This is a genomic window from Streptomyces sp. NPDC012466 (assembly GCF_042955215.1).
Taxonomy (GTDB): Bacteria; Actinomycetota; Actinomycetes; order Streptomycetales; family Streptomycetaceae; genus Streptomyces.
This window is the reverse complement of the sequence record NZ_JBIBEQ010000004.1, coordinates 172,410-194,045: the sequence shown is the minus strand read 5'-3', so window position 1 is coordinate 194,045 and position 21,636 is coordinate 172,410. Positions and strand designations below refer to the sequence as shown.

At 69.0% G+C, this 21,636-nt stretch carries 17 protein-coding genes and 2 pseudogenes; 3 read left to right on the top strand and 16 right to left on the bottom strand.

Annotated features, from left to right (window positions below; genetic code table 11):
* Positions 1–14: 14 nt before the first annotated feature.
* The 13 genes from ACFY9E_RS16770 to ACFY9E_RS16710 all read right to left on the bottom strand — a co-directional run bounded on the left by ACFY9E_RS16770 (position 15) and on the right by ACFY9E_RS16710 (position 16,909).
* On the bottom strand, positions 15–1,058 hold the full coding sequence (locus ACFY9E_RS16770) for a hypothetical protein (RefSeq protein WP_390984157.1): 1,044 nt from the start codon (positions 1,056–1,058) through the stop codon (positions 15–17).
* Positions 1,055–4,090 carry a flavin reductase gene (locus tag ACFY9E_RS16765; protein ID WP_390984154.1) on the bottom strand — a complete coding sequence of 1,012 codons (3,036 nt, stop codon included), beginning with the start codon at positions 4,088–4,090 and terminating at the stop codon, positions 1,055–1,057. The genes ACFY9E_RS16770 and ACFY9E_RS16765 overlap by 4 nt, the downstream gene beginning before the upstream one ends.
* Positions 4,087–5,553, bottom strand: a complete 1,467-nt coding sequence (locus ACFY9E_RS16760) for a 4-hydroxyphenylacetate 3-hydroxylase N-terminal domain-containing protein (protein WP_390984152.1) — start codon at positions 5,551–5,553, stop codon at positions 4,087–4,089. Before ACFY9E_RS16760 ends, ACFY9E_RS16765 begins: the two co-directional genes overlap by 4 nt.
* Positions 5,554–5,600: 47 nt before the next feature.
* Positions 5,601–7,070, bottom strand: coding sequence for a hypothetical protein (locus tag ACFY9E_RS16755; protein ID WP_390984149.1), 1,470 nt, complete (start codon positions 7,068–7,070; stop codon positions 5,601–5,603).
* 7 nt (positions 7,071–7,077) lie between these two features.
* Entirely contained in the window at positions 7,078–7,326 is a 249-nt protein-coding gene (locus ACFY9E_RS16750) for a 4Fe-4S domain-containing protein (protein WP_390984147.1), read from the bottom strand.
* Positions 7,316–8,695 (bottom strand): AMP-binding protein, encoded by a 1,380-nt coding sequence (locus ACFY9E_RS16745; protein WP_390984145.1) that lies wholly within the window; start codon positions 8,693–8,695, stop codon positions 7,316–7,318. Before ACFY9E_RS16745 ends, ACFY9E_RS16750 begins: the two co-directional genes overlap by 11 nt.
* Entirely contained in the window at positions 8,692–9,678 is a 987-nt protein-coding gene (locus ACFY9E_RS16740) for a DUF4872 domain-containing protein (RefSeq protein ID WP_390984142.1), read from the bottom strand. The genes ACFY9E_RS16745 and ACFY9E_RS16740 overlap by 4 nt, the downstream gene beginning before the upstream one ends.
* Positions 9,665–10,342: a hypothetical protein gene (locus ACFY9E_RS16735; protein WP_390984140.1), complete on the bottom strand. Its 678-nt coding sequence runs from the start codon at positions 10,340–10,342 to the stop codon at positions 9,665–9,667. Before ACFY9E_RS16735 ends, ACFY9E_RS16740 begins: the two co-directional genes overlap by 14 nt.
* Entirely contained in the window at positions 10,339–11,028 is a 690-nt protein-coding gene (locus ACFY9E_RS16730) for a methyltransferase domain-containing protein (RefSeq protein WP_390984137.1), read from the bottom strand. Before ACFY9E_RS16730 ends, ACFY9E_RS16735 begins: the two co-directional genes overlap by 4 nt.
* Positions 11,021–13,093: a molybdopterin-dependent oxidoreductase gene (locus tag ACFY9E_RS16725; protein WP_390984135.1), complete on the bottom strand. Its 2,073-nt coding sequence runs from the start codon at positions 13,091–13,093 to the stop codon at positions 11,021–11,023. Before ACFY9E_RS16725 ends, ACFY9E_RS16730 begins: the two co-directional genes overlap by 8 nt.
* Positions 13,090–14,124, bottom strand: coding sequence for a BtrH N-terminal domain-containing protein (locus ACFY9E_RS16720; RefSeq protein ID WP_390984132.1), 1,035 nt, complete (start codon positions 14,122–14,124; stop codon positions 13,090–13,092). The genes ACFY9E_RS16725 and ACFY9E_RS16720 overlap by 4 nt, the downstream gene beginning before the upstream one ends.
* Positions 14,125–14,171: 47 nt before the next feature.
* Positions 14,172–15,443, bottom strand: a complete 1,272-nt coding sequence (locus ACFY9E_RS16715; protein WP_390984129.1) for a TrpB-like pyridoxal phosphate-dependent enzyme — start codon at positions 15,441–15,443, stop codon at positions 14,172–14,174.
* A 422-nt stretch (positions 15,444–15,865) separates the two neighbouring features.
* Complete coding sequence (locus ACFY9E_RS16710; protein ID WP_390984127.1) at positions 15,866–16,909, bottom strand: ParB N-terminal domain-containing protein; 1,044 nt, start codon at positions 16,907–16,909, stop codon at positions 15,866–15,868.
* Positions 16,910–17,502: 593 nt separating this feature from the next.
* On the opposite strand from ACFY9E_RS16710, the pseudogene ACFY9E_RS16705 reads away from it, so the two are divergent.
* Both ACFY9E_RS16705 and ACFY9E_RS16700 read left to right on the top strand, forming a co-directional pair.
* Positions 17,503–17,740: pseudogene (locus ACFY9E_RS16705) on the top strand (MFS transporter); the annotation flags it as partial.
* A 70-nt stretch (positions 17,741–17,810) separates the two neighbouring features.
* Positions 17,811–18,056: pseudogene (locus ACFY9E_RS16700) on the top strand (UTRA domain-containing protein); the annotation flags it as partial.
* Positions 18,057–18,170: 114 nt separating this feature from the next.
* On the opposite strand, the gene ACFY9E_RS16695 reads toward ACFY9E_RS16700, so the two are convergent.
* The 3 genes from ACFY9E_RS16695 to ACFY9E_RS16685 all read right to left on the bottom strand — a co-directional run bounded on the left by ACFY9E_RS16695 (position 18,171) and on the right by ACFY9E_RS16685 (position 20,305).
* Positions 18,171–18,749 (bottom strand): dihydrofolate reductase family protein, encoded by a 579-nt coding sequence (locus ACFY9E_RS16695; RefSeq protein ID WP_390984124.1) that lies wholly within the window; start codon positions 18,747–18,749, stop codon positions 18,171–18,173.
* Between the two features lie 121 nt (positions 18,750–18,870).
* Positions 18,871–19,116 (bottom strand): GyrI-like domain-containing protein, encoded by a 246-nt coding sequence (locus ACFY9E_RS16690; RefSeq protein ID WP_390984121.1) that lies wholly within the window; start codon positions 19,114–19,116, stop codon positions 18,871–18,873.
* Between the two features lie 175 nt (positions 19,117–19,291).
* On the bottom strand, positions 19,292–20,305 hold the full coding sequence (locus ACFY9E_RS16685; RefSeq protein WP_390984119.1) for a substrate-binding domain-containing protein: 1,014 nt from the start codon (positions 20,303–20,305) through the stop codon (positions 19,292–19,294).
* A gap of 336 nt (positions 20,306–20,641) precedes the next feature.
* Between ACFY9E_RS16685 and ACFY9E_RS16680 the strand changes: the two genes are divergently transcribed.
* On the top strand, positions 20,642–21,607 hold the full coding sequence (locus ACFY9E_RS16680; RefSeq protein ID WP_390984116.1) for a glycoside hydrolase family 6 protein: 966 nt from the start codon (positions 20,642–20,644) through the stop codon (positions 21,605–21,607).
* The last annotated feature ends 29 nt before the right edge of the window (positions 21,608–21,636 follow it).

The following is a 21,636-nucleotide window of genomic DNA, read 5'->3' as shown; positions in this document are numbered from 1 at the left end:
CGGCCGGGTGCGGGTCATGACGTGGCGGTACTCCAGTCCTGCACTCCGACGACCGTGACCTCGGCCTCGACACCGAGCGCCTCGCCGATGCCGCTGCGGATCGCCCGCCGCATCGCGTTCACGTCGACCGCGCGAGGGTCGGCCACCGCGCAGGTCACGTGGAAGGTGCCGTCCCGGAGGGCGCAGGCGAAGTGCGGTGCGAGCCTCCTGTGGCCGAACACGATCCGCTCCACGTCCAGCGCCGAGACCAGCCCGTCCGGACCGCGCACCGCCGACTCCGTGCTGCCGAGCGGCACCAGGACCCGGTTCGCGGAACCGCAGTCGCAGCCGCGGTCCGCCGGCCACAGCTCGACGAGCTCCCCGGTCGGTGAGCCGTCCAGGAGCAGCTCTCCGCGCAGGCCACCGCGGACCTCCGCCCGCAGCCGGTGATCGCACAGGTGCAGTGCGCCGTACGCGCAGGCGACGGCGACCGTCGGTGTCGACGGCGTCCCGTACAGGGCGGAGGTCCTCGCCGCCCAGGCGGCGCCGATGCGGTCGAGGCGCTCGGTGGAGCAGGCCTCCCCCACGCAGACGATCGCCCGGATCGTCGAGTCCTCCGGTCGCCGTCCCAGCAAGACCGCGAGGCTCGCCAGCTCCGCGGCGAAGCTCGGCGAGCAGACCAGGGCCGTCACTTCGTACTGCTCGATCAGCCCGAGCAGCCGGGGCATCGGGCAGATGGTCCCGCTCGTGCCGACGCTGATCACCGAGGCGCCGACCATCTCGATCACGCGGTCCACCTCGGCGCCGATGAACGACAGTTCGTACGGCACGGCCGAGACCACGACGTCGTCCTCGGTCAGCAGCCCGCCCAGCGCCAGCGTCAGGTCGATCTGGTTCCGCATCCACTCGTCGCGGGTCATCAGGATCGGCTGCGATCCGCCCGACGGGTCGACCCGTTCGCCGTACCGCGCGCGGAGCGCGTCGCGGCCGTCCGCCGTGTCGCGGGTATCGCGGGTATCGCGGGCGAGCAGTTCCAGGAACTGCTCGTAGTGCGTCGCGAGGGACGTGGTCGTCCTCACCTGGCCTCCGCTTCCCGGGCGAATCGGCGCCACCCGTAGTCGTCGAGAGCGCTGTCGCCCCGTTCGGCCCGGAGCAGGGGCCCGCGGTCGCCGCCGGCCTCCATGTCGACGCTGACGACCGTCGCCAGGACGAAGTCGTGGTCGCCGATCCGGTAGGCCGACTTCAGACTGCAGTCGATGGTGCCGACGGCACCGGACAGTCGCGGGCAGCCGTTGGCGGACGGCGTCCACGACAGGGCGTCGAAGCGGCTGTCCGGCCTGCCCTGTGAGAAGGCGTCGGACACCTCGTGCTGATCCTCGCCGAGGATGTTGACGCAGAACCGGCCGGTGTCCGCGATGGCGTTCCAGCTGGTGCTGCCCGAGCGCACCAGGAAGCCGATCAGGGCGAGTTCGTCGGAGACGACGGTGAGCGAGCCGATCACCAGTCCGTACGGTGTCGGCCCGTTCCGCTCGGGCTGCCGCGCCGTGCCGGCGACCACCGTGACGGCCCGCGGCAGAAGCTCGCCGATGACCCCGAGGTCCGGCGCCGCACTCGGCCGCCGGCTACCGGCGGGCTCGGGCACCGGCATCACCGCACCGGGTTCGTCGCGCAGCCGGCGTACGAACCGGCCGGTCACGCTGGCCGCGTTGTCCGCGAGGTCCTCCGGCGGCCCGCTGTGCACCACCCGGCCGCCGTCGCGGCCCGCGCCGGGTCCCAGATCGATCACCCAGTCGGCGATGGCGATCACCTTCACGTCGTGCTCGATGACGACGATGGTGTTGCCGGTGGAGATCAACCGCTCGAACAGGGCCAGCAGATGGCGGATGTCGGCGGCGTGCAGACCCCGCGTCGGCTCGTCGAAGATGAACAGTGTGCGGCTGCGGCGCTGCTTGAGCAGCTCGCCGGCCAGGTTGAGCCGCTGCGCCTCGCCGCCGGAGAGCGTGGTCGTCGAGCAGCCGAGCTGGAGGTAGCCCAGGCCGAACTCGCTGAGCACGCCGAGCGCTTGGACGACCTTGGGACTGCTCTTGGCGTCGAACCATTCGAGTGCGTCCTCGACGGTCATCGACAGCACGTCGTGGATGTTCTTCTCACCCAGCCGCACGTCGAGGACATGCTCCTGGAACCGGCGGCCCTCGCACTCGGGGCAGACGATGAACTCGCTCTTGAACAGGGTCATCTCGATCTCGGCCAGCCCGAGTCCCTTGCAGGACTCGCACCGCCCGCCGGCGACGTTGGGGCTGAACTCACCACGGCCGAGTCCGCGCTCGACCGCGTCGGTGCTGGCGGCGAAGGCGTCGCGGATGTGGTCGCTGATGCCGACGTAGGTGACGAGCGTGCTCCGGCTGGAGCGGCCGATCGGGCGCTGCTCGACGTAGATGACGTCGTCCAGGGATTCGGCTCCCCGGATGCCGGTGCTCCCGGAACCCGCACCCGTGGACCGCTGGGCGATGGCCCGGGAGACCGAGGCGTGGATGCCGGCCACCAGTGAGCTCTTGCCGGCGCCGGACACGCCGGAGACACAGGTCAGTCCGCCGAGCGGGAACTTCGCCGTCTGGTCCACCACGTTGTTGCGCGTGATGCCGCGCACCTCGAGCCAGGACGCGCCGGTGAGGTCGGCCCTCGCCCGCGACGGCCCGTCCGACACCATCGCGGTCGCCGTCGGCGAATCGCCGGAGTGCAGCAGGTCGGCGAAGCGGCCCTCGAAGACGATCTCGCCGCCGCGGGATCCGGCTCCGGGCCCCAGCTCGACGATCCAGTCGGCGGCACGGATCACCGACTCGTCGTGCTCGATGACGATGACCGTGTTCCCGAGATCGCGCAGCCGTCGCAGTGAGTCGAGGATCCTCCCGGTGTCGGCCTCGTGCAGACCGGCGGTCGGTTCGTCGAGGACGTACATGACCCCGGTGAGGTCGCTGGCCAGGTGCTGGGCCAGCAGCAGCCGTTGCAGCTCACCACCGGAGAGGGTGGTGACCGGCCGCCGCAGCTGCAGGTGCCCCAGGCCGACGTCCTCGATGTTCGCGCTCTGTTTGACGATCGCGGAGGCGAGCTCGCGGACCTGCGCCGGCACGGCACCGGAGGAGAGCCCCTCACGCAGGCGGGTGATCGAGCGTGACAGCTCGTCGCTCTGGAAGTCGGGGAAGGTGTGCCCGGCCACCGTCGCCTTGAGCGACTCGGGACGCAGCCTCCCTCCCTTGCACGCGGGGCAGACTTCCCGTCCGAGGTAGTTGGTGAAGGCGTTCTTGCGGGCGGCCGACGACGCGTTGCGGTACGCGCGCTCCAGGAAGCCCAGGATGCCTTCGAAGCGGAAGTCGTTGGTGACCTTGCGGATCTTGAGCGTGTAGACGGTGTCCGAGCCGTGCAGCACCCGCTCGGTCTGCTCCGGGCTCAGCTTCTCGAAGGGCAGGCCGAGGTCCAGACCGATGTCCGCGGCCATCGCCTCGAAGGCCTTGCGCACGTTGGGAACGGCGAACGTTCCGGGGTCGGCGCCGTCCCAGATCTCGGTGAGCGTCTTCGACCGGTCCGGAATGATCTTGTCCAGGGAGAAGCCGACGAGTTCGCCGATGCCGTCGCACTGGAGGCACTTGCCTTCCTTGCGGTTCGGGCTGAAGTGCTTCGCGGAGTGTGGTTCGGCGAAGCAGCCGCAGTCGTCGCAGAACAGGTCCGCACCGGTCGGGCCGAGACAGGCAGGGCACACCGGCCGTGAACCGGCGCCGAACAACAGCCGGTACAGACCGTCGAGGCCGGTGAGGGTCCCCACGGTCGAGCGGGGATTGGAGGAGCCGCCGTCGCGCTGACGCAGAGCCACCGGCGGCTGCGTGCCCGCGATCCGGTCGAACTGGTAGTCGCCGTCGCCCATGTCGAGGGACTTGCTGGACAGGGCCCCCAGGTAGAGCGTCTTCGAGTGCTCGAAGAGGGTGTCGATGACCAGGGACGACTTGCCCGACCCCGAGACGCCCGCGGCGACGACCAGCTTCCCCTTGGGGAAGGAGACGTCGACCGACTTGAGGTTGTGGGTCGTGACGCCCTCGAGCCGGATGCTGTCGAGACTCATGTGGTGTCGTTCCGCCCTTCCGCCAGGTTTCGGGCCTGGGTTTCGCAGCGCTGCAGGTCGGGATACCGGGCGTAGAGCATCGAGCGGACCCGTGCGGGATCGCCGCGGTTCCACGTCTCGTAGAGCTCCTGGCGCATGCCGAACCGGTCGACGGCCAGATCGGCGGCGAGGCGGAAGATCCGGGACTTCTCGTCCACGCCCATCTCGCGCCCGCACATGTAGGTGTCCAGTACCGCGCGCAGCCCGGACGTGCCCAGGTCGGCTTCCGAGGGCTGCATGATCAGGCCCGACGCGCCGATCTGCCGGATGATCTCCGAGCCCCGGGTGGAGAAGCGTCCGGCGACGGCGTCGAGCGCTGCCGTCGAGCCGGGGGCGAGCAGGCCCGAGGGGGTGGGCCGGCTCTCGGCGTCGATCGCGGCCAGGCCGAGCCGGACGATCTCGACGTACGAGGTGAGTTCGCCGAGAAGGTCCGTGACCTGTCGGAACTTGTCGACACCGATCGCCTGGGCCAGCAGCGACGCGACACCGAGCATGGTGCGCAGCCGGTGGTAGTAGCGCAGTTGGCCGGTGTAGAGCGACCACTTGTTCAGCTCGCCGAACCCGCGGACGGCCGCCTGGGAGTCGTCGAGCAGGAAGACCCGGTCCCTCGGGATGAACACGTCGTCGAACACCAGCATCGCGTCCTGCTCGTCGTAGCGCGCGGAGAGGCCGCCGGAGCCCTCGGCGTACGACGCGCGGCACAGGACGCGAAGGCCCGGCGTCGCCAGTGGAGCGGCGAACCAGCAGACGTAGCTGGGGTCCTCGCGCAGGTAGTTGGCGGGCGAGAGGTAGATGAGCACCTCGTGGGCGTACGGCGCCAGGGTGGCGATCTGTTTGGCTCCCCGCACGACGATGCCGTCGGCGCCCCGCCGCACCACCCTCAGTCCCAGTTCCGGCCGGTCGGCTGGGGTCGCGGACCGGTCGATCTGCGGGTCGCCCAGGCCGTGCGTCAGCGTCAGGTCGTTCTCGCGGCAGTAGCGGTAGTAGTTCTCCGCGTTGGACCCGAACTCGGGGTCGACCTCGGCCAGCTCGAACCGGTAGTCGTACAGGCCCACCACGACGTTCGACATGAAGTCGGGTATCCGGGAGAGCTGGCCGTAGGAGGCCTCCGCCCACCGGTGGGAGTTGGCCCACTTGCGGCTGAGGTCGTCCCGGTCGGCCGGCGCCAGGTACGACAGGCTGACGAGGTTGCCGGAGGTGTCCGACCGGTGGAGCATCTCGTCCGCCCGGCCGGGCCGGTGCTGGGCGTCGTAGAGACCGGCCAGGGTGGAGAGCATGGGCCGGAAGCCCGGGTCGCCGGTCACGTCGACCCGGCGTCCGTCGCACCAGACTTCCCGCTCGTCCTTGAGACTGGCGATGTACTCGGCCCCTCGCCAGGCCCCGCCGGAGGTGCCCGGCAACAGGGCGGTCCGGTCGGTGGGCATGACACTGTCAGAGGCTGTGGATCCTGTGGTGGTCACCGTCCGCGCTCCTACGGGTTCCGCTCGGCCGCGCCGGACCGGAACGGCTGGTAGCTCTGCTCTTGCACCTGGGGGAAGTACTCGCGTGTCGCCTCGCCCACGACCCGCATCAGTTCGGAGTCGAGGGAACTGGGATCGGTGATGAGCTTGGCGAGGGGTGAGTCCGGCACGGCGTTCGCCAGGCTCGTCCGGCGTGCCCGGTGGATCACGGCCAGTGAGTGCTGGGCGTTGGCCGCGTCCCGCATCTTGTAGACCGCCTGGGGCCCGTCCGGAATGCCGATCATGGACTTGGTGCCGCCGCTGCCCAGGCAGTTGCGGGGCATGTGCAGATGCTCGTGCCGCCACTGCTGGTGGGCGGAGTGGAGTTTGAACGCCTGGTCGACCACCGTGTGCCGCAGCCATGCCTCCGGGTCGTCGTGCCGGCGTGCGTCGATGTCCCGGACGGTCTCCTCGAGCGAGGACTCGCCGAGCGAGTCCAGCCAGGCCTCGAGGTCGTTCCACATGTGCTTGAACAGGTCCCGGAACATGTGCTGTTTGATCGACAGGGAGTGTGTGCCGCTCGCGGGCCCCAGATTGGTCCGGAACCCGTGGTACTCCCCGGTCGCCAGGTGCTCGGCCATCACCCGCTGCGCCTCGACGACCGGGTCGAGCAGCTCCCGGCAGGCCGTCAGGTGCTGCGCCGCCCGGCTCAGAGCCGATGCGCGGATGGCCCGGATGGCGACCTCCAGGTGGTCGTTCGCCTCGGCGCACAGGATCTCCGGGACCTGGTGCAGGGCGACGAACTCGCCGTGCAGGGTGTCCGCGTTCAGCTCGGTCGCGGCGACGGCTCGCGCCAGCGTCTCGGCCGAGATCAGCTCGTCGGTGCTCCGGCTCACCCCGATGGGCACGGCGGTGAGGTCGCTCTCCCACTTGGTCGCGTCGTGGCAGCCGGTCCGGATGCCGTGCAGCACGCGATACAGCGAGTCGTCGATGCTCTTCGTGGCGATGGTGGAGCGCGTCAGCTCGGGCGCTCCGGCCAGCAGCGAGCCCTTGGCGACGTCCTCCAGCTCCCGGAGCGCATCGACGTAGGCCGCGTAGCCGGCCGACTCGGAGATGCTCACGGTGGCGGTCCCGGCCGCCACGCCGGCTCCGAAGACGCTGTGGGCGTCGAACATCACCGTGCCGAGCCTGCGCAGCAACCGGTGGAACCCGACGGCCCACTGGACGTAGCGGGAGGCGGCCGGGATGTCGTCGGCCAGCAGGCACTCCTGGGTCCTGCGCGCCAGACGGGCCAGGTTGAGCAGGCACACCTCCGACGCCTGGAGGACGGCGCACACCGTCGAGTCGTACGTGCCCTCCGGCACTCCTCGTGCGGCCCGCGCCTCGCCGAGCAGGTCGATGCGGTGCAGCTGGTCGTAACTCTCGGCCACCGGTCCCAGTTCGGTCATCTGCCGCCGGCCGGCGCACATGTCGGCTTTCACTGGATCGTCCAGGCTGGACATTGCGCCATCACTCCCCGTCAGGTGCCGCTGAGTACCGGATCGATTCGGTGGGGCAGGAGTCGAATGCGTCGAGGACCCGCTCGAGCTCGTCGGGTGTCTCGGGCTGTTTGCACACGTAGTGGACGTCGTTGTCGAGGTCTGCGTCGAAGTTGTCGGGCGCGAGGTCGTTGCAGAGTTTGCAGTCGATGCACGTGTCATCGATCTCGAAGCGCCCGTCGAGCGGAATGCGCGTGGGAAGCGGCAGTTCAACCCTCACCGGCGGCCTCTCCTCCCCCGTAGGCACTGAAGTTGCGCATCGTCGGTTTGGCCGAGGTGCGCAGCGCCGTCTCGAACCGGTCGGTGTCCAGCGAACCGAATCGTGTGGACGCTCCGAGACGGTCACGGACACCGCACGCGATCGCTTTGCGGGTCGCGTCGTCCGCGCTCGACGGCGGCAGGGCGATCTTGAGGGCGTCCCCGTCGATGTCGAAGGCGAAGTAGTACGGCTCGGTGGTCATGGCGCTCAGGACGATGTCCTCGATCTCCAGTTGGGAGGTCCAGCGGTCACCGACCGGGATGCGGTCACCGATCCGGCCCCGGTGGCGCAGTCGGCGCAGCGGTGAGCCGCAGCCGCACGGCGCCGCCTCGATCTGGCACACGTCACCGGTCCGGTACCGCAGCAGCGGCATGGCCCGGCTCGCCAGCGTCGTCACGGCCAGTTCGCCGACGGAGCCGTCCGGCAGCCGCTCGCCGGACCGCGGGTCCACGACCTCGAAGAACGTGCGTGTCTCGACCAGGTGCAGCTCGCGTTCCCGGCAGAACATGGCCAGCGTGTTGGTCTCGGTCATGCCGAACATCGAGTACGCGACGGCGTCCCACTGATCGGCCAGGCGCCGCTTCTTGGCCGGTGACGCCCCCTCCCCCGCCATGAGGATCTTCGAGACCGCGAGGTCGCGCCGCGGGTCGATGCCACGGCGGCGAGCGATCTCCCCGAGGAACAGGGCACGCGTTCCGGAGCACACCAGGGTGGTCGCGCCGGAACGCAGCAGGGCATCGACCATACGGTCCGGGGTGCAGGACGGTGAGGCCGCACCGAGCGGCACGACCGTGCAGCCGAGGATCTCGATGGCACGGTCGAGGTCCTGGCCCACCCCGGCCAGTTCGTAGGGGACGGCGATGGCGGCGACGTCCCGCTCGTCCAGAACGGAGGCCAGCAGATGGGCGACGGTGAGGTTGTTCTCCAGCCAGTCCGCCATGGTGAAGAACGCCGCGATCGGGCGCCCGTTGCCGGTGCCGGAACTCTCGTCGAAGCGGATCACCTCCCGCCGCGGGACGGCGAGCATGCCGAGCGGGTAGGCGGCGGACAGGTGGTCCCGCGTCGTGAAGGGGAGGGCCTCGAACGCGTGTGGGCGGCCCTGCGCGACCGCTCGGGCGACATCGGCGGGGACGAAGTCGGCGTAGAACGGTGAGTTGCGGCAGGCGTGCTCGACGGTCGCGGAGAGCGCCTGCGCCGCCCATGTGTCGAGCGCCAGACGGTCCAGTGAGGTGACCGCGGTGACCTTCCGGGCGATGTCGACGCGGGAGACGAGGGTGTCGTGCAGCCTGCCGCGCGGGTCGTGGCCGGCCGGCCGGGCGAGCGTGGTCATCGGGACGCCTCCTCCAGCCGTGCCATCGCCGTGCGCTCCTCGGCCGCCAGGCCGTCGACGATCGACGCGGCCTCGTCGAGTGAGCGCCGGGCACCGGCGTCGTCGGCGTCGCGCAGCAGGTTCGCCACGTCCGTCCAGCGCTTGGCGATGCGGCGGTACTCGACGGCGAGCTCGTCGTAGGCCTCGATGCCGGTCAGCTCGTGCGCCTCTTCCAGGAACTGCGCCCACAGCGTCCGGAAGAGCCCGCCGCCCGTTCCGCCTTCCTCCATGCTGGTGCCGACGGCGGCCATCGCCTCGACGGGACGGTCGAGCCGCTCGTGCCATCCCCGCATGAGCGCACCGGCTTTCGCGATGCCCTTGAAGCCCATGTTGGTGATCGGCGGGTTCAGGAACTCCTGTGCGGTGGCCAGGACCGAGGTCTGACAGGCCTTCGCCAGGCTCGACTCGTCGTACCCGCGCGGATCGACCCGGACCGACAGATTGCGCGAGGACATCGGTCCCTTGGCGGACCTGGCCCGGGCCAGGCTCTCCCGCGATGTCGACTGAACGCCGAGTGACCGGGTCTCGACGACGACGAACCTGTCGTCCTCGTATCCGAGGCAGGCGACGTAGTGCGCGGCGAAGTGGTGGTTCTCCCGCGCGTAGTCGAGGTGGTAGCGGTCGAGTTTGAGCCCGACCACGTCGCCCTCGTCGAGAGCCTCGATCAGCGTGGCCTCGGCTTTGGCCGTCGAGGACGTCTCCTGCGTCCGCAACTCCAGGGAAAGGGCGTCGGTGACGTTGCGCATGAGGTGGTCGGGCTTGACCCGGCCGGCCAGGAACGGGCTCGGCATCTGCTTCGAGTGCCAGTAGAGGAACGACAGGCCTTGTCCCAGCCCGAAGATCAGCGGCTCGCTCAGCTCGATGTCGTGGTTGCGGAGCATGTTGAGCAGCGCGGTGGATTCGCAGTGCTCACCGGAGTAGGGAGAGATCTCAATGACCGCCATCGACGTGCCCCGATCCGCCGCGCGGCGCCTCGTAGACGATCTCCAGCACGGAGCCGCTGTCGTTGTTGCGCAGGTGCCCGTAGGTGTGGCCGAGTTCGTCCGCCTCGGTGAACGCGATGTTCTCGAGGTGGTCGACATCCCGGTCGAGGACGTCCAGGAGGTAGCGGACGTCGGCGTCGGTGTGCACATCGACGGCGACGTGCGACATGAGACGCCCGCGTTCGCCGGCGGGGCGGTCCGCCCAGGGGCCGAACCGGCGGCAGGCGAACATCTCGATGACACGTCCGTCGGAGAGAACGATCGAGTTCCACCATCCCGGTGTGCCGTACTGCCGGGGTGAGATGTACGACGGGCCCATCTCGACGGTGGTGATCCGGCCGGACGCCCGGAGGTCGTTCAGGTAGGCGTTCCAGCCGAACACCTCGTCGTCGCTGTCGTAGTCGCCCATGTAGACGCCGACGTGGTTGACCCCGGCGAACTTGGCGACGACGTGGTCCGGCGCGTATCCGCACCAGGCCGACAGGTACTGCCCGCAGTCGAGGTCCCGCCACATGCTCGACGTCTGGAGAAGCTCCTCCCAGGACCGGTCGAAGCCGGCCCGGCCGGGGAAGCGCCCGTCGCGTGTGGCGGTGATGGCCGGCGAACTTCCCGCGAGTGCGTTCATGGCGCTTCCTTCCTGCCCGTGATGACGATCCCCATCTGGACTTCGGTGACCACGGCCGTATCGAGCGCGGTGCCTCGCAGCAGCTCCTCGATCTCGCTCTTGACGTACGAGGACCGGATCGAGGTGCGAAAGCCCGGGCGCATGTCGGCCGCGATGTTCGCCTTCATGAACTGGAACGTCGTCCGGTCGACGTCCCGGCGCAGGTCGGAGACGCAGTAGCGTCCGCCCGGCCTGAGCACACGGTGCATTTCCGACAGGGCGGTCACCGGATCCGCCCATTCGTGCAGCGAGGACGCGCTGATGACGTGATCGAAGCGGTGGTCCTCGAACGGCAGGTCCAGCACGGTGCCGCATTCGTAGGCGCATCGCCCGGCGACGCCGTAGCCGTCCGCGTTGGCGCTCGCCCGCCGGAGCATCGCCGGTGAGATGTCGAGGCCGACGAGCCGGGCGGAGTCATCGGCCTGGGTGATCCATTCCAGGCCCAGGTAGCCCGGGCCGCATCCCAGCTCCAGGACCTCACCGGAGTCGATCTCCGCCGCGAGGATGTCGTCGATCTTCTCCTGGAGCCAGCCGTTGTCCCGGATGTGGCGTTGCATCTCGTCGTACTTGCGGGCCAGTTCGTCACCTTGCAGGCCCTCGTCGGTTTCCGGCACCCGGGCGGCGACGGTGCCCCGCGCGCTAGCCACGGCCTGGCCCGAGTCGCCGTAGTCCCACTGCTACACCTCTCATCGTCGCGCTCCCCATGTGCACGTCGGAACGGTCGTTGGTCGTCAGGAGATTGACCGAGGATCTGAGCGACTCGTCGATCGAGGGCTCGCCCGGATACCACCAGCCGGCGTCCGCCATCACGACGTTCGGTGCGACGGAGTCGGAGATCTTGACCGTCATGCGCACCCCGCGCGCACCGGCCCGCGTGAACAGGTCCACTTCTTCGCCGTCCGACAGCCCTTCCCGCTTCGCGGTGTCCGGATGGACGGTCACCCGTGCCGCCGTCTGGCTGCGCGAGGTGGTCGGCAGTTGGTGGAACTCGGTGTTGTAGAACTGGCGTGGATGGGCGCTGGTCATCACGTACGGCAGGGCCGGGTCCGCCTGTGGGGGGTGACGGTAGACGGGGAACGGCTCGTAGCCCATGGCCCGCAGGCCGCTGTTCATCAGGTTCACGCGCCCGGACCGGGTGCGGAATCCGCCGTCGCGGTACTTGCGGTACCGCTTCTCGTTCCGGATGTGGCCGATCTTCCTGAACTGTTCCCAGGTGAGGTCGATGCCGGCGAGTTTGGCGTCGAGAGCGGCTTCCAGGGAGGGGTGGAAGTGGCGGCTCAGGCCGAGCCGTTCGGCGAGTTCGAGGATGATCTCCTCGTCCGAGCGGCAGCCGTCGACCGTGGCGATCTTCTGCCGGGCCGCGATGTAGGAGTTGAACTCGACGATCTGGTCCCGTTCGAGCCAGCTGGAGGTCGGCAGGATCACGTCGGCGTACCGGGCGGTCGGCGTCATGAACAGGTCGCACACGACGACCAGGTCCAGCTTGGTGAGCGCCTCGCGGACCAGTTCGGTGTTCTCGTGCGAGGCCAGGATGTTGCTGCCGAAGATCACCATCGAGGTGATCGGGTACGGCGCCCCGGTCACGATGGCCTCGTGCAGGTCTCCCGGCGCGACCCAGCCGGACATCGAGAGGATCTTGTGCTTGTCTCCGCCGATCCGCTTCCTCGCCTGCTCCTCGGGGAGCAGATCCGGACGCGGGAAGGCACGCCGGCCCTCGATCGGCATCGGTTCCCAGATCACGTCGCCACCGGGGGCGTCGATGTTTCCGCAGATCGCGGCGAGGAGGGCGATGGCGCGGTGGGTGTCGAAGGAGTTCTCGTTCTGCGACAGACCGGTTCCGGCCTCGATGCACGCCCTTGAGGCGAGGGCGTAGGAGCGAGTGGCTTCGTGGATGAGCTCGGGTGTCAGCCCGGTGATCCGCGCGACCCGTTCGACGTCGAACGCCGTGACGTGCCGGGCGAGTTCGTCGAACCCGGAGGTGTGCGCGGCGACGAAGTCGTGGTCGTACCAGCCCTCGTCGATGACGATCTTGATCATGCCGAGTGCCAAGGCGCAGTCGGTTCCGGGCTGGATGGCCAGGTGCAGGCCGGAGCGGGCGGCGGTCTGTGTCCTTCGGGGATCGACCGTGATGAGGCGGCTGCCCCGTTCCACGGCTCGCAGCAGCTTGACACCGATCACACCGTCCGAGTGGGTGCTCGGCTTGTTGCTGCCCCAGAGCAGGACGACCTCGGGGTCACCTTCGTAGTCGCAGAACGTGAAGGCGCCGTACGTCATGATCGAGGCCATGACCCGCGGGTAGAAGCACACGTGCGCCGGGCCGGCCACGTTCGGCGTCCCGATCGCGTTGGCGAGCCGGAACACCCACTCCTGGTAGTTGCGGTCGGTGCCCTGGGCGAGGACCACGGATTCGGGCCCGTGCCGGCTGATGGTCGCGGCGAGCTCTCCGGCGATCCGGTCGAGCGCGGCTTCCCAGCTGACCGGTTCGAACGTCCCCGAGCCGCGTGGGCCGGTCCGTACCAGCGGCGTGGTCAGCCGGTCCGGGCTGCGCAGGAGGTCGAGTGACGCCTTGCCCTTGATGCAGAAGTAGCCCTCGCTCGTGGGGTTGTCCGGGTCGCCGTGGATGTCGGTGGGGACGCCGTCCACGAGTTCGACGATGGCGCCGCATCCGCCGTGGCACATACGGCAGACGGATTTCACCCGGGTGACGGTCAAGCCGACTCACCCGCCCGCTTGGTGGCCGACACGAGCAAGCCCTCGAAGATGGCCTGTTCGGCGTCGGCGATCGCGTCCAGCCGGGCCGCGACGGCTTGCAGCCGCTGTCGCCCGTCCGCGCCGGGGTAGGCCATCAGCATGTCGATCGCCTGGTCCCACTGCCGTTGCACGTCGTCGAAGTCCTCGACGTACGAGTCGAGTTCGCTGTCCCCGCACCGCTGCCGCGCCTCTTGCAGGAACTCGTGGTAGAGCTTGCGGAAGTTCGCTCCTCCGGTTCCCGCGAAGCGCCAGAAGCGACCGACGTCCGGCACCAGCTCGTCCGCTGAGATGAGGGTGTCGCTCCATCCGGTGATCTCGGCAGCGGCCCGCCGCATGGCGCGGATGCCGAATCGCGGTCCGCGGTCCTCGGCCATCCGCTCCGCGGTCAGCCGGATGGCGTTCCAGACCTGCTCGCGCAGAACCGCATCGGTGTCGGTGGCCAGCCGCGCCGGCAGCCGTTCGATGTACAGGTGCAGATGGGGCGACGGCATGAATCCTTCGTCGGAGGCGCGGGCACGGCGCAGCGACTCCGCCGGAAGCGTCTGCGCTCCCCCCTGCTGATCGGTGTCGACCACGTGGGCGAGGGAGTCGTCGAGTCCGTACAGCGCGATGTAGTGCGCCGCGAAATGGCTCCGGGACTTGAAGTAGTCGAGGTGGAAGATGTCGACGGACACTCCCACGACATGTCCGGCGTCCAGCAGTCGCGCCGCTGCTGCGGAGGCGGATTCCGAGTCGGGTGAGCGTGATTCACGCAGTTCCGCACCGAGGGCCGCGCAGGCGTTGCGTGACAGCAGGGCGGGCTCGATTCGGCCGGTGAGCATCGGGGTGCCGCGACCGGGGTCCGGAGCGTCCCAGTATTGGAAGTCGATCCCCTGGCCGAGGCCGAACAACATGGCTTCGGATATGTCGACGCCGGCCTGGTGGAGCATGTTGCGCAGGGTGGTCGTCTCGCAATGAACGCCGAGCTGGGGCTGAAATGTCGCCAAGCGCATATGGCTTCCCAATCGCAGGTGCGGAGATGCCGTGAACGAGGGTGCGGCTATGCGTCGAGAAGGACTTCGTTGTATCCCTGCAGATCGAGGAAGCCGGAGCCACTGGCGAGGACCACGATCACCGGTTCGAGGTTGTCCGCGTCGGCCTTGGCCACGACGTCCAGGGCCGCGGCGACGGCGTGACCGGCCTCGGGGGCGAGCAGCAGGCCCTCGGTCTGCAGCAGGAGCCGGCCGGCCTCGAGCGCCGTCCGCTGGTCGAAGGCGACGGCGTCCAGGACGCCCTCGCGCCGCAGCAGGCTGACCAGGGCGGAACTGTGGTGGTTTCGCAGGCCACCGACGTGATTGGGCGGTGGGATGAAGCTCTCCCCCATCGTGTAGCCGAGCACCTCAGGCGTGAATCCGCCCAGGTCGGTGCGGCCGTAGGCGTAGACGCCCCGGGTGAGCCGAGGCGCCGCCGTGGATTCCGCGGCGAGGAAGCGGAGGTCCGCGCCGTCGGCCTTGGCCCGCAGGTGAGGGCCGATGAGGCCGCAGAGATTGCTTCCGCCACCCGAGCACGCGATGAGGTGGTCGCCGCGCCCGTCGACGCCCAGGTCCTCGCCATGGATGTCCTGGAGCTGCTGCGCGACCTCGAGCCCGAGCAGCGTCTGGTGAAGGTACACGTGCGGCATTCCGCTGCCGGCGAGATACGCGGCGGAGGGATCACCCAGAGCATGCTCGATCGCGTCGCTGATGGCAGTGCCGAGACTGCCGGGGTGGCCCGGGTTTTCCGCGAGGATCTTGCGTCCGATCGCCGTGTGACGCGACGGCGACGGCCGCACATGGGCCCCGAGGAGCTCCATGTAGTGACGCCGGTAGGGCTTCTGCTCGAGCGAGCACCTCACCATGAAGATCTCGGCCCGCAGACCGAACATCTTGGCCGCCAGTGCGACACTCATTCCCCATTGGCCCGCCCCCGTCTCGGTGACGAGGGTGGTCCGTCCCTCTTCGGCTGCGTAGTACGCCTGGGCTATCGCGGTGTTCAGCTTGAAGCTGCCGCTGGGAAGGACGTCTTCACGCTTGAGGTAGATCCTCGCGCCCGTGCCGAGATGCTTTTCCAGGCGGTGCGCCCGGTGCAGCGGTGTCGGCCGGCCGCATTGCCGCAGCCGCTCCACCACGGGTCCGGGTATCGCGGTCCACTGCTCGTTCGGACCATTTTGTTCAATGAGGACTCGCGGCCGGACTTTCGCGGATATCTCCGCTGCGGTAGGGCTTCCGGAATCCCTGACTTCGGGCATGGGGCCGGGTAGATCCCCCAGGAAGTTGTACCAATGCGTTGGCATCCCCGATAATGATGGGCCGTTATGGGCAACGGGCTGAGCCACGGGCGACTGCTCATGCCCGGCATGGCTTGGACTATACGAAGTCACGTTCCCCCAGCTCCCCCGTTTTCAAAATTGTGAGAGTCAGCGTACAAAGCGTTCGAGCGCCGCGCAACCTTGCGAACCCCAAGTCGCGGATTCACAATTGCAGCCGCGATTCAGAAAGCCTTTTCCGTCCTTGACCAGGCCGACTTCGAAAAGATCAGCCGCCGGAATAGGAAGCAGCGCTCCTGCGTGGGCAATAGCCCCGGGTACTGCTGGATCTGTTGAACCAGCGTTTAGGTGCGCGTCTGTATGAAGCGCGGAGACGGCGTCGCTGAATTCCAACAGAAGGCGCCGGACCCGAGGCATGGGAAACGGCGCCTGATGAACCGTCCGGACAACTACACGTCAGTGTCGCGAGAATTGATCCGTTCCGTCAACGATTCCGCGAGGAGCTGCCAGCTCTCGGCGTGGTGCCGTGCCAGCTCGGCGATCAAAGGAGCGCAGTGGATCGGAATGCTGCTTGCCATCGCCGCCCAGTCGTGTGGCTGCGTGGCCGAAGGTTCCAGCGTCCGCAGCAACTTCCGGCCCACCTCGGTGAACCGAAGCGAGGGGTCCGCCCGCAACCGGCGGACCGCCAGTGACAGATCCGCGCCGGCCGGGTGCGCCCTGGGACGTTTCACACCGGCGGGGTGGCCGGCCCCGGATTCCGGGACCGGCACGTCGCTCGGCCGCACCGTCGTCCGCGGTTCGCCTTGATCTGTCCGCACCCGCTTTCGCGCATCCTTCGCCGTGGTGAGCGAGATGCCCGCGGCGCCCGCCACCTCCTTCGCGGACGCGTCGGGATGCGCGGCGAGGTACACCAGCGCGCGACGGCGGCCTTCGGCCGCCGCGAGCGGGTAGGCCACCCCGTCCCGCCCGAGTCGCACCGCGGTCGGGTGCGGAAGTTCCGCACCCGACCGCCGCCTGAGCGCTGCGATGGTCTTGTCCGACAGGCCGACGACCCCCGCCAGTCGCCGGTTGGACCACTCCGGGAAGTCGGCGAGCATGTGGAGGGCCGCGGCCTTGCGGTCGGCCAGGGAGAGCGGCAGTCCGTGGTTGCTGTTCAGCTTGACCGCGAGCACGAAGGCTTCTCGCTCGTCACCGTTGAAGAGCACGGCACTGATGTGCGTGGCGCCGCTGCTTTCCACCGCCCTGAGCCGGTGCACACCGTCGATGACGGTCATCGTCTTTCGATGGAGCACGATGGGCGGCAGTTCGGAGCACACTTCGGCGAGCGCATTGATGTGCCGTGGATCCTCCCCGACCGTGCGAAGTGAGCCCACGACCATGATTCGGCTTATCGGTACCTGGGTGATCTCCGACAAGAGCCCGCCGAGGTGCGAATCCGGACGGCGGAAGTGCTGTTGTATCGGCTTCTGCACGGATGCAGAGATGTGGTCCATCGCTCTTCCTCCTCAGCGAACTCCCGGTGGACCTGCCGGCTGTCGTACGACTCATCCGCCAGCGGATGACGTCAGGCAGCGCGGCGAACCACGGGCCGAGGAAGGCAAGAGCCGTCGTGGGCCATCGGAAAGGTGGACAACATCGAGTCTCCCCCGTGACGCAATGCCGAGAACCGACCCCCGAACACTGTCAGGAGGATCGAGCCGGTGCAAGGCTTCTGTCATGCGGTTCTGTGGGAGATGTCGAGTATTTCTTGATCGCTGATCGAGTGGCCGTGGGACTGCAAAGCTCCCTCACCGGGCGGAATGATCGGCTCCCCGAGGACGGCCGGAAATATCCCCGCTGCTGGACGCGTGATCTGCCGTGCCCGTCCGGACGACACAGCCTGTTCTCTTGGCCGGCGTGAAGAGCAAAGACGCCGGGAAATGTTCAACGCTTGACCAATTTCCCGCTGCATCGACAGTGAGTGCGGAATGCCTTCTTCGACGACGTGGGGAATACGACGCCGCCATCCGCCCTGTCGGCCTGTAGTGCGGAGGCACCAGGAGGGGAAGGCGGCCCGTCCCGGCGCACCAGGCCAAGACAACAGGTGATGACGAGAACGTCCCCATACCAAGCAGTGGTTTCCCCGCTCCGCGTCAGGCGGTTGTCGATCGGTGTACTCGGCATGCCGGCACTCGCCCTCGGCACCCTCCAGTCGGTGGTTGAACCTGCGCTTCCGTTGCTCCGACGTGAGTGGGGGTCAGTCCGGCCGAAGGGGCTTTGGTCGCAACACGCTCCTGATCACCGGCGCGGTCCTCACGCCCGTCGCGGGCAACCTCGGTGACCGGTGACCGGATCAGGCCCGGCCGACGGGGATGCGCGGCACCGCGGTGTCCGGAGCGGTCGCGTAGGCCGATCCTGCCGCAGGCTTCCGGCGCCTGGTCGAGCCGCCTCCTGGAGTTCGCCACCATCTCGGCCGGCGCCCGGGTGGGCCGCAAACCGCACCATTCCCCCGCCGCCGACATCGTCTACGCGGCACGCCTACGGCTTGTCGCCGGTGCGCCGATGGCCATCGAGCACCACCACATCCCCGCGGAACTGGTACCCGCGCTCACCGCAGCAGAGCAGGAGACGGGCGATCTGTACGAGCATCTGCGCGAGCGGCAGGGCCCGACGCCCTGAAGCCCTTCCAGGCAGCGGTGTCGGTCCGAGGGCCGGTCCTCCGACGGCCTCGTGGCTCGCCCTGGTCGGCCACCGCGACGGCCTGACCCCGTTCCCTCAGACGTGCAGGGTGGGCCGGTACGTAAGCTCCTGGATGTGGCCGTCGAGCGTCCTCTGTTCGATCAGTTCCAGGTCGAAGTCGGCCGCGCCCCGGAAGACCGGGTCCATGCCCGTCCGGCCGGTGATCACCGGGAAGAGCGTCACCTGCACGCGGTCGACGAGGCCGGCGGCCATCAGCGCCCGGTTCATGGACAGGCTGCCGTGCGAGCGCAGCGGTGCCTCCGACTCCGCCTTGAGGCGGGCGACCACGTCGACGGCGTCGCCGCTCACGACGGTCGCGTCCGGCCAGTCGAGGGGGCCTTCCAAGGTGGTCGACACCACCGTCGCCGGCAGGTTCCTCATGCGTGTGACCCATGGGTCGCGCACCTCGGACTCCTCGGTGCTCGATGCCAGCATCCGCGCGAACGCCCGATAGGTGTGGGCCCCGAAGACCATCCGCTGCTCGCCTCCGTACAAGGCACGACGGTGTTCGAGGAGCTCGGGGCCCTGCTTGCCCCAGTAGCCGGTCCAGTCGCCGCCGGCGGCGCCGAAGCCGTCGAGGCTGGAGAAGACGTCGAATGTGTACGTGGCGGTCATGGCGCGCTCCTGAGTCGGTCGATCCCGTGTCGGAGGTACAGACCGGCGACGGCGGCGAGAATCATCGGCCTCGCTCGTCCGCGCTCAGGCCGCCCCGTGTACGTCGGTCAGCCGGCCGGATTCACGGGCGGATCGGTGAGGGACCGGAGGCGGGCGCGATCAGCCAGGCGACCAGCGTGCGCCAGTGATCGGGCCGGTCGGTGTCACGAGGGCCGAGGAGGTACACCTCCTCGACGAATTCCTGTGCGGCCATGCCCTGCCGCCTGGCGAGGGACCCGGCGGCAGCGTAGGCGAGGTCCAGGTTGTCGTGCGGGCCGGTGTGGGTGGTGACGGTGGCCGTCCGCTCGGGCAGGTGCAGCTCCCTCACGCCGGCCGGTGCTCCTGGGGCAGCGGTGTCTCCGTGGGAACGGCACCTGCCCCTCGGGGGCCGTCTGGATCCGGGAATCGGCCGCGGCGGGATGATCGTCGCCGGTCATGACCAGCCGTTCACCATCGCCGCCTGCGGCTCCGATACCCCCGTCAAGGATGTGCGCGCAGGTCGGTCAGGCGCTGGAACGGGTGACCAGACGCGCGGGAAGGATCAACGGCGTGGGGTCCTGTCCGCTGATGAGCGCGACGAGCATGCGCGCCATCTCCCGCCCGAGAGCCGTGATGGGCTGGTGGACGGTGGTGAGGGGCGGATCGGCGACCTGGGCGACGGCCAGGTCGTCGAAGCCCACCACGGCGACGTCGGCGGGCACCGCCCTGCCGGCCGCACGCAGCGCGCGCAGGGCCCCCGCCGCCATGTTGTCGTTGGCGGCGAAGACCCCGTCCACCTCGGGATGGTTCGCCAGCAGGGCGGTCATGGCGGCGGCTCCGCTGGGCTCGGTGAAGTCCCCCTCCTGCGGCGGCAACGGATCGAGGCCGGCCGCCAGCAAGGCGTCCCGGTAGCCGCGGTACCGTGCGCGTCCGGCCTCGGTGTCCAGACGCCCGCAGATCGCCGCCACGCGAGTCCGGCCGCGCGACACCAGGTACTCGGTCGCCTCGCGCGCTCCGCCGACGTTGTCGACGTCCACGTACCACCGGGGAGCCGAACCGACCGGCCGCCCTCCGAACACGACGGGCATCTCCGCCTCCTCGGCCATGCGGGCCAGTGGGTCGCCCTCGCGCAGCGCCATCAGCATGACACCGTCGGCGCCCTTGGACCGGAGGAGCTCCTCCACGCGCTTGCGGCCCCGGTCGGAAGCTGCCAGACACAGCATCAGATGCAGCTCGGCCTCTTCCAGAGCCTGCGAGGCCCCCACGATCACCTGCGCGAAGAACGGATCCGCGAAGATCGACGGATCCTCCCCCGAGACGACCAGGGCGGCCGCTCCCGTCTGACGCGTGGCCAGCGCACGGGCGGTCGGATTGGGCACGTAATCGAGTTGCCGGACAGCCCGTTCGACCGCCTCGCGTTTGGAACGGCTGACGTGCGGAGCGTTGTTGAGGGCACGGGAGGCCACGGACAGGGAGACACCGGCGTGTTCGGCCACTTCCTGGAGCGTCGGCTGCCGACGCGCCGCACCTTCTGCCATGGACCACGACCCTTTCCCTCACGATCGGACGGGAAGCGTCTCACTCCGGCCCGCGGCAGTGCCACCCGCCGGGGTCCGTGTCGCCCACCGGCTGGAAGCGCTTCCAGTTTCGGCCAGAGATCTGTTCTCGCCAAGCGAACGGGGTTGTGCGGCGACCCTTGACAGCTCAATTACCCCGCCACACCATACCGAGCACACCCCAACGATATTTCCCCGTGCTGTTGGGACCGCTTCCAATGGGAGCGCTCCCATCGCATGCCGCTTCACCGCTCTGCTCAGGTCGCACGCTCGGGACCAGAGTGTGCGACACCCCTGCCAGGAAGTTGAGGTTCAGTCATGCGCCGCAGACTCCGTGCCGTCGCCGCAACGCTCCTCGCTCTGCCGCTGGCGCTCGCTGCCGCACCGTCCGCACACGCGGCCGACCCCACCACCATGACCAGTGGGTTCTACGTGGACCCCGACTCCAGTGCGAAGAGGTGGGCGGCCGCCAACCCCGGCGACGGCCGGGCCGCCGCGATCAACGCCTCCATCGCCAACACCCCGACGGCCCGCTGGTTCGGCTCCTGGAGCGGCGCCATCGGTACCGCCACGGGGGCGTACGCGGGAGCGGCGGACCGCGTCGACAAGCTGCCCCTCCTCGTCGCCTACAACATCTACAACCGCGACTACTGCGGCGGACACTCCGCGGGCGGAGCCTCCTCGCCGTCCGCCTACTCCAACTGGATCGCCCAGTTCGCCGGCGGTATCGCCAACCGCCCCGCCATCGTCATTCTCGAACCGGACTCCCTCGGGGACTACGGCTGCATGACCCAGGCGCAGATCGACGAACGCGAGAACATGCTCACCGGCGCCCTCGCCCAGTTCAGCCGCCAGGCCCCCAACACCTGGGTCTACATGGACGCCGGCAACCCGCGCTGGGCCGATGCGGCGACCATGGCCCGGCGCCTCCACGAAGCCGGCCTCCGACAGGCCCACGGCTTCTCGCTCAACGTCTCCAACTACATCGGCACCTCCGAGAACACCGCCTACGGCAACGCCGTCAACCGTGAACTGAGTTCCCGCTACGGCTACACCAAGCCGTTCGTCGTGGACACCAGCCGCAACGGCAACGGCTCCAACGGCCAGTGGTGCAACCCCGCAGGCCGTCGGATCGGCACCCCCACTCAGCTGGGCGGCGGCGCCGAGATGCTGTTGTGGATCAAGGTTCCGGGCGAGTCCGACGGAAACTGCGGCGTCGGAAGCGGGACCTCGGCCGGACAGTTCCTCCCCGAGGTCGCATACAAGATGATCTACGGCTACTGACCGCGCAACCGCCGGCGGCGATCGAACAC

Bases quoted from the DNA above. Each gene is read 5' to 3' on its own strand.
- ACFY9E_RS16765 (WP_390984154.1), bottom strand. From the start codon at position 4,090: ATGAGTCTCGACAGCATCCGGCTCGAGGGCGTCACGACCCACAACCTC.
- ACFY9E_RS16735 (WP_390984140.1), bottom strand. From the start codon at position 10,342: ATGAACGCACTCGCGGGAAGTTCGCCGGCCATCACCGCCACACGCGAC.
- ACFY9E_RS16715 (WP_390984129.1), bottom strand. From the start codon at position 15,443: ATGCCAACGCATTGGTACAACTTCCTGGGGGATCTACCCGGCCCCATG.
- ACFY9E_RS16755 (WP_390984149.1), bottom strand. From the start codon at position 7,070: ATGTCCAGCCTGGACGATCCAGTGAAAGCCGACATGTGCGCCGGCCGG.
- ACFY9E_RS16760 (WP_390984152.1), bottom strand. From the start codon at position 5,553: ATGCCCACCGACCGGACCGCCCTGTTGCCGGGCACCTCCGGCGGGGCC.
- ACFY9E_RS16710 (WP_390984127.1), bottom strand. From the start codon at position 16,909: ATGGACCACATCTCTGCATCCGTGCAGAAGCCGATACAACAGCACTTC.
- ACFY9E_RS16695 (WP_390984124.1), bottom strand. From the start codon at position 18,749: ATGACCGCCACGTACACATTCGACGTCTTCTCCAGCCTCGACGGCTTC.
- ACFY9E_RS16720 (WP_390984132.1), bottom strand. From the start codon at position 14,124: ATGCGCTTGGCGACATTTCAGCCCCAGCTCGGCGTTCATTGCGAGACG.
- ACFY9E_RS16740 (WP_390984142.1), bottom strand. From the start codon at position 9,678: ATGGCGGTCATTGAGATCTCTCCCTACTCCGGTGAGCACTGCGAATCC.
- ACFY9E_RS16745 (WP_390984145.1), bottom strand. From the start codon at position 8,695: ATGACCACGCTCGCCCGGCCGGCCGGCCACGACCCGCGCGGCAGGCTG.
- ACFY9E_RS16680 (WP_390984116.1), top strand. From the start codon at position 20,642: ATGCGCCGCAGACTCCGTGCCGTCGCCGCAACGCTCCTCGCTCTGCCG.
- ACFY9E_RS16685 (WP_390984119.1), bottom strand. From the start codon at position 20,305: ATGGCAGAAGGTGCGGCGCGTCGGCAGCCGACGCTCCAGGAAGTGGCC.